General features: G+C 68.4%; 12 protein-coding genes. 6 read left to right on the top strand and 6 right to left on the bottom strand.

What is annotated here, in order from left to right:
- The first annotated feature begins 95 nt into the window (after positions 1-95).
- The 6 genes from ABD104_RS23380 (at position 96) to ABD104_RS23405 (ending at position 7184) form a co-directional block, all read left to right on the top strand.
- Positions 96-2252, top strand: a complete 2157-nt coding sequence (locus ABD104_RS23380) for an ATP-binding protein (RefSeq protein ID WP_343928301.1) — start codon at positions 96-98, stop codon at positions 2250-2252.
- Between the two features lie 10 nt (positions 2253-2262).
- Entirely contained in the window at positions 2263-2748 is a 486-nt protein-coding gene (locus ABD104_RS23385) for a response regulator (RefSeq protein ID WP_087840589.1), read from the top strand.
- The gene (locus tag ABD104_RS23390; protein ID WP_343928302.1) at positions 2745-4685 is read left to right on the top strand and encodes a hybrid sensor histidine kinase/response regulator; all 1941 of its coding nucleotides are present in this window, start codon (positions 2745-2747) and stop codon (positions 4683-4685) included. The genes ABD104_RS23385 and ABD104_RS23390 overlap by 4 nt, the downstream gene beginning before the upstream one ends.
- Positions 4686-4770: 85 nt before the next feature.
- A complete protein-coding gene (locus ABD104_RS23395; RefSeq protein WP_343928303.1) occupies positions 4771-5667 on the top strand; it encodes a LysR family transcriptional regulator in 897 nt (298 codons plus the stop codon).
- A 49-nt stretch (positions 5668-5716) separates the two neighbouring features.
- The gene (fnr, locus tag ABD104_RS23400) at positions 5717-6442 is read left to right on the top strand and encodes a fumarate/nitrate reduction transcriptional regulator Fnr (RefSeq protein ID WP_343928304.1); all 726 of its coding nucleotides are present in this window, start codon (positions 5717-5719) and stop codon (positions 6440-6442) included.
- Positions 6443-6452: 10 nt separating this feature from the next.
- Entirely contained in the window at positions 6453-7184 is a 732-nt protein-coding gene (locus ABD104_RS23405; RefSeq protein ID WP_343928305.1) for a SapC family protein, read from the top strand.
- A gap of 12 nt (positions 7185-7196) precedes the next feature.
- Here ABD104_RS23405 and ABD104_RS23410 read toward each other — a convergent pair whose 3' ends face one another.
- From ABD104_RS23410 to ABD104_RS23435, 6 genes are all read right to left on the bottom strand, one after another.
- Positions 7197-8156 carry a LysR family transcriptional regulator gene (locus ABD104_RS23410; RefSeq protein WP_087840581.1) on the bottom strand — a complete coding sequence of 320 codons (960 nt, stop codon included), beginning with the start codon at positions 8154-8156 and terminating at the stop codon, positions 7197-7199.
- Between the two features lie 55 nt (positions 8157-8211).
- A complete protein-coding gene (locus ABD104_RS23415) occupies positions 8212-9198 on the bottom strand; it encodes a Bug family tripartite tricarboxylate transporter substrate binding protein (protein ID WP_087840580.1) in 987 nt (328 codons plus the stop codon).
- 124 nt (positions 9199-9322) lie between these two features.
- Entirely contained in the window at positions 9323-9835 is a 513-nt protein-coding gene (locus ABD104_RS23420; protein WP_087840578.1) for a 2,4'-dihydroxyacetophenone dioxygenase family protein, read from the bottom strand.
- On the bottom strand, positions 9832-11577 hold the full coding sequence (locus tag ABD104_RS23425; RefSeq protein ID WP_132980463.1) for an IlvD/Edd family dehydratase: 1746 nt from the start codon (positions 11575-11577) through the stop codon (positions 9832-9834). The genes ABD104_RS23420 and ABD104_RS23425 overlap by 4 nt, the downstream gene beginning before the upstream one ends.
- The gene (locus ABD104_RS23430) at positions 11570-12568 is read right to left on the bottom strand and encodes a 2-hydroxyacid dehydrogenase (protein WP_343928306.1); all 999 of its coding nucleotides are present in this window, start codon (positions 12566-12568) and stop codon (positions 11570-11572) included. Before ABD104_RS23430 ends, ABD104_RS23425 begins: the two co-directional genes overlap by 8 nt.
- 112 nt (positions 12569-12680) lie before the next feature.
- Positions 12681-13424, bottom strand: a complete 744-nt coding sequence (locus ABD104_RS23435) for a FadR/GntR family transcriptional regulator (RefSeq protein WP_343928307.1) — start codon at positions 13422-13424, stop codon at positions 12681-12683.
- Positions 13425-13449 lie beyond the last annotated feature (25 nt).

Consider the following 13449-nt stretch of genomic DNA (forward strand, 5'->3'; position numbering starts at 1 on the left):
GTGCTGTAAGTATCGCTACATAATCCGGCCGATGCGGAGGGCGCGCGCACGGACGTGCATACTATGAGGGTTCGCTCCCTTCGACCTCGAACCAGGTGCACCTCCCGAGTCCCGCGTCCGGCAAGGACATTCCGGCCGCGCGCGCGAGCGGGTCCACCCGCCCGCCGCACGCCATCCAGCCCCACGGCTTCCTGCTCGTGCTCGACCGTGCCCGCGGCACGATCCTGCAGGCCAGCGCATCCGTACGGCAACACCTGAACGCACCGCCCGCCGAGCTGCTGGGCCAGAGGCTGGCCTACCTGGTGCACCCCGCCGACGGCCGCTTCCACGAACGGCTGCGCGCGGCGACCCAGGCCGAGCGCATTCCCCACCATCTGGGCACCGTGGCCTTCGTCGCCGTGGGCGGCCGCTTCGACCTAATGGTCCACCGGCACGGCGAGTCCATCGTGGCCGAGTTCGAACCCGCGGCGCCGCAGGTCCGGCCGTCCGACCTGGGGGGGTTCGTCGACCAGGCGCAGCGCTGCCAGACCGCCGACGAGCTATGCGAGCTGGCGGTCGAACGGATCCGCAGGATGACCGGCTTCGGGCGCGTGGTTTCCCTGGAACTCGACCCCGACGGCCACGGCCGTGTCAATGCCGAACGCCGCGGCCGCGGCTATGCCTCGCTGCTGGGCCGGCATTTTCCGGCCGTGGGGCAGCCGCCCCTGGCTCGCCCCGACGCCCGGGCTCAGGGCCTGAACTACATTCCCGACACCGATAGCGAGCCTTCGCTCCTGGAGCCGGCCCGCCACCCCCGCACGGGCGCGTGCACGGACCTGAGCCTGGCGAGCCTGCGCGCGGCACCACCCACACTGCTGCATTGCCTGGAAGACGTAGGAGCCCGCGCGGCGATGTCGCTGCCGCTGATGTCGCAGGGCCGGCTCTGGGGCATGATCGCGTGCCACCATGCCCAGCCCCGGACCATGCCGCAGGCCGTACGCTCCCAATGCGACCTGCTCGCGCAGGTCGTCGCGCTGCAGATCGAGGCTCGCCAGGCCCAGGCCGAGGCGGACCGGCGGCACGAATTGCAGCGCCTGACGGGCATGCTGCTGGCCGCGATGTCGCGGCACGACAGCGTGCCCGCCGGGCTGGCCAGCGTACCGGAGGCCCTGCTCGAGTTCGCGGACGCCACCGGCGCGGCCATCGTGCATGGCAACGAATGCCAGACCTTCGGCCAGGCTCCCAGCCGCCGGGTCGTGCAGGCCCTGTCGGCCCGGCTTGCGCGCACGGGCGGCACGGGGCTCTTCCATACAGCCAGCCTGCCCGGCGAGGCCCCCGAGTTCGCTTCGCTGCGGGACGTGGCCTGCGGCGTGCTGGCGCTGCCGATCTCGGAACTGCATGCCAACTACGTGCTCTGGTTCCGGCCGGAATGGACGCGCGGCCGCGCCCGTCCCTGGCAGGCGTGCGAGCTGGAAAGCGCGGCGGAACTGCGCACCGCCATCACCGGCATCGTGCTGCGCAAGGCCGAGGAGCTGGCAGGCCTGGCCGACGAACTCGGCCGCATCAACCAGGAACTCGAGGCCTTCTCGTACAGCGTGTCGCACGACCTGCGCGCGCCGTTGCGCCATATCGCGGGCTACGCCGACCTGCTGCGCGAATACGAGGGGCCTCGCCTGTCTGACCGGGGCGCGCGCTACCTCGACAACATCGGCGATTCGGCCCGCTTCGCCGGCAGGCTGGTCGACGCGCTGCTGACCTTCTCGCAGATGGGCCGCTCGGCCCTGCGGCCCTCGCAAATCGATCTGTCGCAGGCGCTCGAGCAGATACGCCGGGAACTCGCCCCCGACCTGGACGGCCGACAGGTGGACTGGATCATGGGCGAGCTGCCGTCCGTCCACGCAGACGCCGCCTACATGCACCTGGCGCTGCGCAATCTGTTGTCCAACGCCATCAAGTACACGCGCGGCCGCGATCCCGCGGTCATCGAGATCGGCGCCTGGCCTCGGCATGGGGGCCATGTCATCTACGTGCGCGACAATGGTGTGGGTTTCGACATGAAATATGTCGGCAAACTATTCGGCGTATTCCAGCGGCTGCATCGCATGGAAGAATTCGAGGGCACCGGCATAGGCCTGGCCAACGTCCGCCGCATCGTCGAACGCCACGGCGGCCGCGTGTGGGCCGAAGGCACTCCCGGCCAGGGGGCGACCTTCTACGTGTTCCTGCCCGGCGCCCAACCCCCTGCCGCAACCGCGGCCGACATGAAGGAGTGAGATCCCCGTCATGCTCAAGCCCATTCTGTTGGTCGAAGACAGTCCCCAGGACCTCGAATTGACCCTGATCGCGCTCGAGAGAAGCCAGCTCGCCAACGACGTGGTGGTGGCGCGCGATGGCGAGGAGGCGGCCGATTACCTGTGCCGCCGCGGGCACCATCAGGACAGGCCGGTCGGCAACCCCGCGGTCATCCTGCTGGATCTGAAGCTGCCCAAGATGGATGGACTGGAACTGCTCCAGTTCATACGCGGGGATCGCGGGCTACAGAACGTTCCCGTGGTCATGCTGACCTCGTCCAGCGAGGAAAGCGACCTCGTTCGCGCCTATGACCTGGGCGTCAACGCCTACGTGGTCAAACCGGTGAATTTTCCGGATTTCGTGCGCGCGATCGGGGAACTGGGCGTATTCTGGGCAGTGTTGAACGAGCCCCCTCCAGGCTCTCTGCGACGCACCGCCGCCCGCAGCAACCGCGATTCCCGGAGCCAGCCAACGTGAACCCGTCTCCCATGCGCGTCCTGCTTGCCGAGGACGATCCTCACGACGCGGAACTGACACTGGAACGCCTGTCGAGCTCGGGGCTCGATGTGGAGAGCGTCATCGTCAACAACGAAGCCGACTTCACCCGGGCCCTGGACGCCGGCAACTTCGATCTCGTGCTGTCCGACTTCCACATGCCGGGCTTTCCCGGCAGCGAGGCGCTGCGGATCGCGCGCAGCCACCCCACGGCCCTGCCCTTTATCTTCGTCTCGGGTGTCCTGGGAGAGGAACACGCGGTCGACATGCTCAAAGAAGGCGCGACCGACTACGTGCTCAAGCAACGCCTGGAGCGCCTGCCCATCGTCGTGAGGCGGGCGCTGGATGAAGCCCGGGAGCGGCGGTCCCGGCACGATGCCGAGCGCCGGCTGCGCGAGAGCGAAACCTATTTCGGCCAGTTGATAGATGCGCTGCGGGACTACTCGGTGGCCACGCTGTCGCTGGAAGGTACGATAGAGAGCTGGAACCGCGCGTCGGAATGGCTGTTCGGCTATCCGGCCGAAGAGGTGATCGGGCGCCCGGGCGACATGTTCAATCTCCCGCCCGAGCCAGGCCAGCCCGAGCCCGTGCCGCTACGCCAGCAGCTCGCCGACATCGGCACCGGCAACAGCCTGGCCGAGGAACGATGGCTGATGCGCAAGAACGGCGCCACGTTCTATGCCTCGGTCGTGACGACCGCCATTTTCGGCAATGGCGGCGCCGTGCGCGGCTTCTCGCGCATCGTGCGCGACATGACCGACAGCCGGGTCGCGGCCGATCTGCTGCAGGTGGCCAAGGAACAGGCCGAGGCCGCCAACCGTGCCAAGGACCGCTTCCTGGCCGTGCTGTCGCACGAGCTGCGCACGCCGCTGGGCCCGATCTACGCGGCGGCGCAGGCGCTGGACCTGCGCCAGGACCTTCCCCCCGAATGCCGCCGCAGCGTCGAGCTCATCAAGCGCAACGTCGAGGTCGAGGCACGCCTGATCGACGACCTGCTCGACATCTCCAAGATCGTCAACGACAAGCTCAGCCTGCGCCTCGAACCCACCGACCTGGTCGGCATCCTGAACGGGATCGCCGAGATCTTCCGCGAGGAAGCGGCCGCGCGGCACATCGAGCTGCACTACACGCCGCTGCCCTATCCGGTCATCGTGCAGGCCGACCCGGCCCGCCTGCAGCAGATCGTCTGGAACCTGCTGAAGAACGCCATCAAGTTCACGCCGCGCGGCGGCGAGATACGCGTGACCGTGTACCAGCCGATGCCCGGCAAGATCGCCGTCGACGTCTCGGACACCGGCATCGGGATTCCCCCGCAGGCGCTCAAGCGCATCTTCGACGCCTTCGACCAGGGCGAGGAAGACGCCGCCCAGTCGCGCGGCGGCCTGGGGCTGGGACTGGCCATCGCCAGTTCCCTGGCGCAGCGCCATGGCGGCACCCTGAGCGTGCGCAGCGACGGCCAGGGCAAGGGCACGACCTTCACGCTGACGCTGGACGATCCGGCCAGCGGGGCTCCGGACGCCCCGGTCGAGCAAGCGCAGCCAGTCTCCGCGCCGCTGGTCCGCCCCGCCAGCATCCTGCTGGTGGAGGACAACGTCGATACCGCCGAAGCCATGCAGTTCCTGCTGAGCGAATACGGCTACGAGGTCGAGGTCGCGGAAAACGTGGCGGCAGCCTGCCGCTGCGTCGACGCCAAGCGCTACGACGTCCTGGTCAGCGACATGGGGCTGCCCGATGGCGATGGCATCGACGTGCTGCGGCACTATGCCCCCCAGCCCGACCAGATCGCGGTCGCGCTCACGGGCTACGGCATGGAGTCCGACGTGCGCCGCTGCCTGGATGCCGGGTTCGCCTTTCACCTGACCAAGCCGCTGGATATCGATCAGTTGATCCGCGTCCTGCAACGCGAACCCCAGGGTTGATGCGCCGGCCCGCCTCCGGTTTTTAAGGATGGGCTAAAATCGGGCGCAAATTATTGACTGATTTGCATAAATCGCCCGGCCTCCCATGGACCGCTTCAAGCAGATCGAATCCTTCGTCTCGGCCGTCGTGCGCGGAAGCCTGTCGGCCGCGGCACGCAGCGAAGGAGTCGCTCCCGCCGTCATCGGCCGGCGCATCGACGCGCTGGAAGCCAGGCTGGGCGTCAAGCTGCTGATCCGCACCACGCGCAAGATCTCGCTCAGCGCCGAGGGCACGGAATTCTTCGAGGAATGCCAGCAGATCCTGCAGTCGCTCGAGAACGCCGAAAACAGCGTGGCGGCGGGCGGCGAACATCCCAAGGGGCACTTCCGCGTCACGGCCCCCGGCGGCTTCGGCCGGCGCCACGTGGCGCCCCTGCTGCCCCGGCTGCTGGACGCCTATCCCGGCATCACCGTGACGCTGGACCTGAGCGACCGGCTGGTGGACCTGGTCAACGAAGGCTATGACTGCGCCATCCGGATCGGCGACCTGGCCGACTCCAGCATGGTCAGCGTGCGCCTGGCCGACAACCGCCGGATGGTGGTCGCCTCGCCCGCCTACCTGCGCCGGCACGGCACGCCCGAACACCCCGCCGACCTGGCGCGCCACAACTGCCTGTCCTTCGGCACCGGCGTCAACCAGGCACGCGGCTGGCTCTTCACCATCGATGGCAAGACGACGCCGCAGCGCGTATCGGGTACGCTGGAATGCACCGACGGCGCCGTGCTGCATGCCTGGACGCTGGACGGACGGGGACTGGCATGGCGATCGCTGTGGGAAATCGAGGACGATCTGAAAGAAGGTCGCCTGGTGACGGTGCTGGACCAGTTCGCCGCGCCCCCCAACGCCATCTATGCCGTGTATCCTCAGCGCAAGCACCTGCCGCTGCGCGTCCGGGTATTCATCGACATGCTGCGGCAGAGCTACGCCAAGCGCCTGCCTTAGGGCAGACGCCGCCCAGGCCGCTGCGGCCGGCCCAGAACAAAGACCAGCCATGACCAAACGCATTCCGCTTACCCTTGACTCCGTACGCTGCTCGACCTGCGGGCTGGGGCAGTTCTGCCTGCCCGTCGGCATGGCCGCCGAGGATGCCGGGCGAATGGACGAACTGGTGCAGCAGCGCGTGCGGCTCGCCCGGGGCGAATCCCTCTTTCGCTTCGAGGACGGCCTGGACGCCGTCTATGGCATCCGCTTCGGCACCCTGAAAACCTATCTGGAACTGGCGGACGGCCGCCAGCAGATCACCGGCTTTCACCTGCCCGGCGAAATCGTCGGGCTGGACGGACTGGGCCGCAACAGCCATGCTTCGACCGCCATCGCGCTGGAAGACAGCGAGGTCTGCGTGATCCCGGTGCGCGACCTGTCCTCGCTGGCCAACCACCTGCCCTCGCTGCAACGCCAGCTCATGCGGCTGATGAGTCGCAAGATCGAACAAGACCAGCAGATGCTGCTGTCCCTGGGTACCATGCGCGCCGAGGAACGGCTGGCCGTCTTCCTGGTCAGCCTGTCGGAGCGCCTGGCCGCGCGCGGCTATTCCTCGTCCGCGTTCGTGCTGCGTATGAGCCGCGAGGAAATCGGCAACTTCCTGGGACTGACCCTCGAGACCGTCAGCCGTCTGTTCTCGCGTTTCGCCAAGTCCGGCGTGCTGCGCATCCAGCAGAAGCAGGTCGAGATCGTGGACATGGCGGCGCTGCGGCGCCTGGCCGGCCCCCATTGCTAGCAGGATACCGATGACCACCTCTCCCCAGGCGGGCGCCAACGCCCCCATGTTCGCCCAGGCCCGCGCGCTGGACCCGCAACGGCATGCCCACCTGCGGCTCGACCGCCAGGCCGGCTACGCCTTCTCGCGCGGCCAGACCGCCGTGCCGCTGGTGGCGACGGAGTTCGCGATGGCGGCGCGGGACCTGCCCATCGTGTTCGCCGGCGAAGAACAGATGCCCATGGCGGTACTGGGCCTGCGCAGCGCGCAGAACCTCCTGGTGGATGCCGCCGGGCGATGGCGGCCCAACCGCTACATTCCCGCCCATTTGCGGCGCTATCCGTTCATCCTGCAGGAAGACCCGGCCAGCCAGCGCTACGCGCTGTGCGTGGACGAGGATGCCGCCCACCTGCGCAGTGCCGCCGACGACGCCCAGCCCCTGTTCGAGGATGGGCAGCCCTCTCCTGTCGTCGGGGAAATGCTGCAATTCCTGGGGGAACTCCAGGCCGGGCTCGCGATGACCCGCGACTACGTCTCGGCCCTGCGGGCCGAAAACCTGCTGATCCCGCGCCAGGTGGCCGTGGACCTGCAAGGCGGCGAGCGCGTCACGCTGGACGGCTTCCTGGTGGTGGACGAGACCCGCTTCGACCAGTTGCCCGACGCCACGGTCACCGCGTGGATGCGCAAAGGCTGGCTGGCCATGACCTACTTCCATCTGCAATCGCGGCTGAACTGGGGCCACCTGGTCGCGCTGGCGCAATAGCCGCGCGGCCGTTCATGCCGCCTCGGGACACGCCGGCGGCGTCGGGCCGGCCCCCACCTTGCGCAGGCTGGCGCCTATGTGCAGGTCGGCGATCTGCCGGCGCAGCCAGGTATTGGCGCTGTCGTGGTGGTAGCGCGCATGCCAGAACTGTCGGATGTGGGTATGCGGGGTCTGGAAGGGCAGCCGCGACCAGGTCGCTCCGGCGGCATCGTCGGTAATGGCCTGGGCGATGACCTCGGGCACTGTGACGATCAGGTCCGTCTGCGCCAGGATCTTGGGCAGCACCAGGTAGTTGGGCACGCGCAGCGCCACTTCGCGCCGGTGCCCCTGCTTGCCCAGCTCCTTCTCTATCTGCAGGTCGGTCTTGTTCGCGGTGACCACCAGGTGCCGCGCCGCGAGGTACTCGTCCAGCGTGATCGCCTCGCCCGCCTTGAGGAAACCGCTGCCCATCACGCACACGTGCTGGTCGACGAACAGGCCCTGCTGGTAGAAACCGCTTTGCAGCTCCTGCAGGTTGCCGACGGCGAGATCGGCATCGCCGCTTTCCAGGGCCGCCCGGTAGTGTTCCCTGCTCAGGCTGCTGACCTCCAGGCTGATGCCCGGCGCGGACGACTTGAAGCGCGCCACGAGCTGCGGCAACACCAGGAACTGGGAAAAATCTGACATCAGGAGCGTGAAGCTGCGCTGGCTGGAGCCCGGATCGAATCCGCTGGCCTGCTCGAAGCCATTGCGCACCAGTTCCAACGCCCGCAGCACGCTGCCCGCCAGCTCGGACGCGTACGAAGTGGGCTCCATGCCGCCCTGCGTGCGAACGAACAGCGGGTCGTTGCATTGGTTGCGCAAGCGCAGCAGGGCATTGCTCATGGACGGCTGGGACAGTCCGACGCGTTCCCCCGCGCGAGTCACGTTGCGCTCGAGATAGAGCGCCTCGAATACCAGCAGGAGATTCAGGTCGAGCTTGTTGATGTCCATGGCAGCATGACTATATCCGCCGGGTCCCGAATAGACAATGCACGGCCAGGCGGCCCTACTGGCCGAACTCCAGCGCCACCTTGGAGCGCTTGGCGATGGCGTCCCAGCGCGCCAGTTCGGACTGGTTCACCCGCGCGAATTCCACCGAATCCAGCGGCCGCGGCTCGAACGCGGCCGCTTCCAGCCTGGCCGTCATGTCGGGTTGGCGCAGCCCTTCGGCGATGTCCCGCCCCAATTGCTCGACGATGGCCGCCGGCATCTTCGCCGGGCCATAGATGCCCAGCCAGCTGGTGACGACGAAGTCCTGCACGCCCGCCTCGGCCATGGTGGGCACGTCGGGCAACTGCTTGATGCGATACGAACTCGTCACCGCCAGCGCGCGCAGCTTGCCGCTCTTGAGCAGGGGCATCACCGGCGGCAGGTTGGAGAAGCAGAAATCGAGATTGCCGTTCACCGTATCGACCAGCGCTTCGTTGCTGCCCTTGTAGGGGACGTGCATGAGGTCGATTCCCGCGGTCGAGGCGAACAGTTCGCTGGTCAGGTGCACCGAGGTGCCCAGTCCGTTCGAACCGTAGCTGAGCGGCTTGGACGAACGCTTGGCATACGCGATCAGCTCGCGCACCGAGGTGGCGGGATGCTGCTGCGGCACGACCAGGATGTTGACGAATTCCGCGACCTGGGCAATGGGCACGAAGGACCGCACCACATCCAGGGGCAGGTTGCGCACCGTGACGGGCGGAATCACGTTGCCGCCCAGGCCGCCGGTGATGAGCGTGTAGCCGTCGGGTGGCAGGCCGGCGACGTACTGCTGGCCGATGATGCCGCTGGCCCCGGCGCGGTTCTCGATGACCACGGGCTGGCCGTACTTGCGGGTCAGCACCTCGCCCACCAGGCGGGCGGCGACGTCGGTCACGCCCCCCGGCGGATACTGCACCACGATGCGCACGGGACGGGAAGGATATTTGTCCTGGGCGTGCAGCGCCCGCGCCCACGGCAGGGCCACCACGCCGCCCGCCGCCTTCAATGCTGTTCGACGATCCATAGTGCCTCGATACGATACGAAGAGAACGACGCGGCGCGGGGTGGATTTTCCGCCGCCATTTATACTACAAATAAATACTACTTATTGACGCCCCGGACAGGAATTCATGCAAACCCTAGGACGGCTAGCGGATGAACTGCCGCACGTAGTCCTCGCCCAGTCCGACTTCCCGATAGTGGCGCCTGCACATCTCGATCTTGCTGAACACATCCTCGTAGCCGATCTGCATGCCGCGCTCGTCCAGGTAGACCATGGCGCCGCTGACGTTGAAAAAGGTGATCATTTCGTCGTCCTTGCCATCCGCGTCCACCGTCAGGGTATGGATCTCGCCCGGCGGCTCGAACACGAAGCGGCCGGCCGAGGCCACCCAATCGTGTTCCAGGTAGCGCCAGGATCCCTTGATGACGTAGCCGAACACCGGCGCGGGATGGATGTGTCGGCTCAGGACGCCCGAGCGCCGCACCCGCAGCAGGTTGCACCAGCCGCCCCCCAGGGTGTTGAAGAACAGCGGACGGAACCAGACGTTGGGCGCCTGCGGCACCCATACGCGCTCGTCGTCGGGGATGGCGTCGATCGCGATCTCGGGCAGGATGCCCGGCAACTGGGCCAGGGGTTGGGCAAACACGGTTCCGGTCATGCGGGGTCTCCTTGCCGGCCGCCGCCGGCATCGTCGGGGCGCGCCGGCGCGCGCAGGAAGTCGAAGTCGCAGCCGTGCTCGGCCTGCATCACGTGCCGCTGGTACAGCCATCGGTAGCCGCGCTGCGCGGCCGGCCGCGCGGACGTCCATGCGGCGCGGCGGCGTTCCAGCTCGGCCTCGTCCACCAGCAGGTCGATCGCGCGGCGCGCTACCGACAGGCGGATCAGGTCGCCGTTCCTGACCAGGGCCAGCGGACCGCCTGCCGCGGCTTCCGGCGAAACGTGCAGCACCACCGTGCCGTACGCGGTACCGCTCATCCGCGCGTCCGAGATGCGCACCATGTCGCGCACGCCCTGCCGCGCCAGCTTGGCCGGGATGGGGATGTAGCCCGCTTCGGGCATGGCCGCCGCCAGCGGTCCGGCGTTGCGCAGCACCAGCACGTCGTCGGGCCGCACGTCCAGGTCCTCGGCATCGAGCCGCTCGGCCATGTCTTCCAGCGTATCGAACACCACCGCCCTGCCGGTGTGCTCGAACAGCGCCTCGTCCGCCGCGGCGCGCTTGATCAGCGCGCCATTGGGCGCGAGCGAGCCGGACAGGGCCAGCAGCCCGCCCTCGGGCTTGAGCGGTTCGGCGCGCGGCCGGATCACCGCGCGGTCCACCCAGGCGTCGCCCTGCTCGTCCAGCAGTTCGCCTACCGTGCGGCCGGTCACGGTCAGGCAGTCCAGGTGCAGCAGGTCGCGCAACTCGCGCAGGATGGCCTGCACGCCGCCGGCCGCGTACAGGTCTTCCATGTAGTGCGAGCCCGTGGGCTTGAGGTCGACCAGTACCGGCGTCTCTTCCGACAACCGGTTCAGCCGCGCGGCGTCCACCGGCAGCCCGAGCCTCCCGGCGATCGCCGTCAGGTGCAGGACCGCATTGGTCGAACCGCTGATCGCCAGCAGCACGCGCAGCGCGTTGTCCACCGACTTGCCGGTCACGATGGCATCGGGCCTCAGGCCTTCCCGCGCCAGGCGGACCGCCTGCGCGCCCGTGGCCTCGGCGGCCCGCAAGCGGTCGGCGTGGACCGCCGGGATCGCCGCCGTATGCGGCAGCATCATGCCCAGCGCCTCGGCCACGCAGGCCATGGTGCTGGCCGTACCCATGACCGCGCAAGTCCCTGCCGTGGTCGCCAGATTGCCTTCGATCGCGCCGATCTCGTGCGCGTCGATGGCACCCGCGCGATAGCGGCCCCAGTGGCGCCGGCAGTCGGTACAGGCGCCCAGGCGCTCGCCCCGGTGGCGCCCGGTCATCATGGGCCCCCCCACCAGTTGGATGGCGGGACATCCGGCCGACAGCGCCCCCATCAGCTGCGCGGGTACCGTCTTGTCGCAGCCCCCCACCAGCACCACCGCATCCATGGGCTGGGCGCGGATCATCTCCTCGACGTCCATCGACATCAGGTTGCGGAACATCATGCTGGTCGGATGCAGGAACGGCTCGCCCAGCGAGATGCTGGGGAATTCCATGGGCAGCCCGCCCGCCGCCAGCACGCCCCGCCTGACCGCCTGGACCAGCTCGGGAAAATGCCGGTGGCAGTTGTTGAAATCGCCGCCCGGATGCGCGATGCCGATGACGGGCCGTGCCAGCGCCTCGCGCGTGTGCCCCATGGACAGGGCGAACGAGCGACGCAGGAAGCGCGCGAATTCGGTGTCGCCGTAGTGGGTCAGGCCCCGGTCCAGGCCCCTGGGCGGATCGTCATGCATGGGCCGCTCCCATGCCATCGCGCACGGCCGGGTTCACCATGGCGCGCGGCTGTCGTCCCGCCAGGGCATCGAGCAGATTGGCCACCGCCAGTTCCATCATCGCGCGCCGCGTCTCCACCGTGGCGCTGCCCGCATGCGCCTGCAGCACCACATTGGGCATCGCGCACAGCGGACTGGCCGGGTCCAGCGGTTCGCGCTCCATCACGTCCAGTCCCGCGCCCGCGATGCGGCCTTCCTGCAGCGCGCGGATCAGCGCGGCCTCGTCCACCACCGGTCCACGCGACGTATTGACCAGATAGGCCGAATGCTTCATCGCCGCGAATTCGCGCATGCCTACCGAGCCGCGCGTCTCGGCGGACAGGGGGACATGCACGCTCAGGAAATCGGCCTCGGCCAGCAGTTCATCGCGCGAACGGTAGGCCGCCAGCCCCAGTTCCTCGGATGGCGTGTCGCGGTTGCGATTGTGATAGACCACCCGCATGTCGAAGGCCTGCGCGCGCCGCGCCACCATGCGGCCGATGCGCCCCATGCCCAGCAGCCCCAACGTCTTGCCCGCCAGGTCAGCGGTCAGCGGCGCGGGTCCCTTCAGCCAATCGCCCCGGCGCACGTAGGCATCCCCCTGCACCATATCCCGCGCCAGGCAGATCACGAACCCCATGGTGAGATCGGCCACCGCGCGATCGAGCACGCCTGGCGTATTGCAGACCAGCACGCCGCCGCGCGTGGCGCGTGGCACGTCGATGTTGTCGTAGCCCACGGCGAAGTTGGACACCACCGATACGGCCGGCAACGCGTCCAGCGCATCGGCGTCCATCGGGGTGCGTACCGTGCACAGCACACCGCGCGCCGTCTCGCGGTCGGCGGCGGACACGGCCTGGTCCAGGCGCTGGCCGATGGGGACGTCGACGATCCGGCAGGCCGCCTCGATGGCCGAACGCAGGTCGGGCGGCACGGGTGCGCTGACGATGACAGTAGGTAGGGATTGCGGCATGGCACTTCTCCGGATCAGACGGACGAACGAATGCCGTGCTCGCGCGCGCACGCGCGGACACGAGTGAAAATGGAACGGCAGGAATGGAACGAGCGGGCGTGGCCGGCCCGGGTCAACGCGCGGGCTTTTCCTGGATGGCGCTGCGCAGGCGCGTTTCGGTGTTCTCGACGTGGACCCGCGCGCATTGCCGCGCCGCTTCCGGATCGCCCTTCTCGATGGCGGCCAGCAACCGGGCATGCTCTTTCTGCGCCAGGGCGCCGCGCCCCGATACCTTGGCCGACCGGCTGCGCGAGACCTCCAGGTTCTTGCGCAGCAGGACCGCCAGGAAGTCGAAGAACATGATGTAGTTGCGATTGCGGGTCGCACGCGCCACCGCCCGGTGAAAACGCAGGTCCGCGTCCACCCCGCGCGCGATCTCGCCGCTGTCGATGGCCTTGCCCATCTCCGACAGCGCGGCACGCATCTCGGCCAGGTCCTCGGACGTGCGGCGCTCGGCGGCCAGCGCCGCCGCTTCGATCTCGAACCCCCGGCGCAACTCGACGATGCCCAGGGTCTGCTCGACGTCCTCCTCGCTGGCCGCATGCATGCGCAGCACCGACAGGGGCGTATTCGCGATCACCGCCAGGCCACGGCCTTGCTTGCTGCTGACGATGCCTTCGGCCTTCAGGCGCGAGACGGCCTCTCGCAGCACGGTGCGGGATACGCCCAGCCGGTCGGCGATCACCTGCTCGGGCGGCAGGACTTCGCCAAGCTGGTAACGCCCGCCGGTGATCTCGTCCATCAGCATCCGTGTGATGCGCTCGGTCAGGTTGGGTTCGGCGCGCGCGGGCTCTGGCGTGTCTTTGAGCAGGGCCATGGGAGTCTCCTTTGTACGATAATAG

It is taken from the genome of Pigmentiphaga daeguensis, from assembly GCF_039523035.1.
Classification (GTDB): Bacteria; Pseudomonadota; Gammaproteobacteria; order Burkholderiales; family Burkholderiaceae_B; genus Pigmentiphaga; species Pigmentiphaga daeguensis.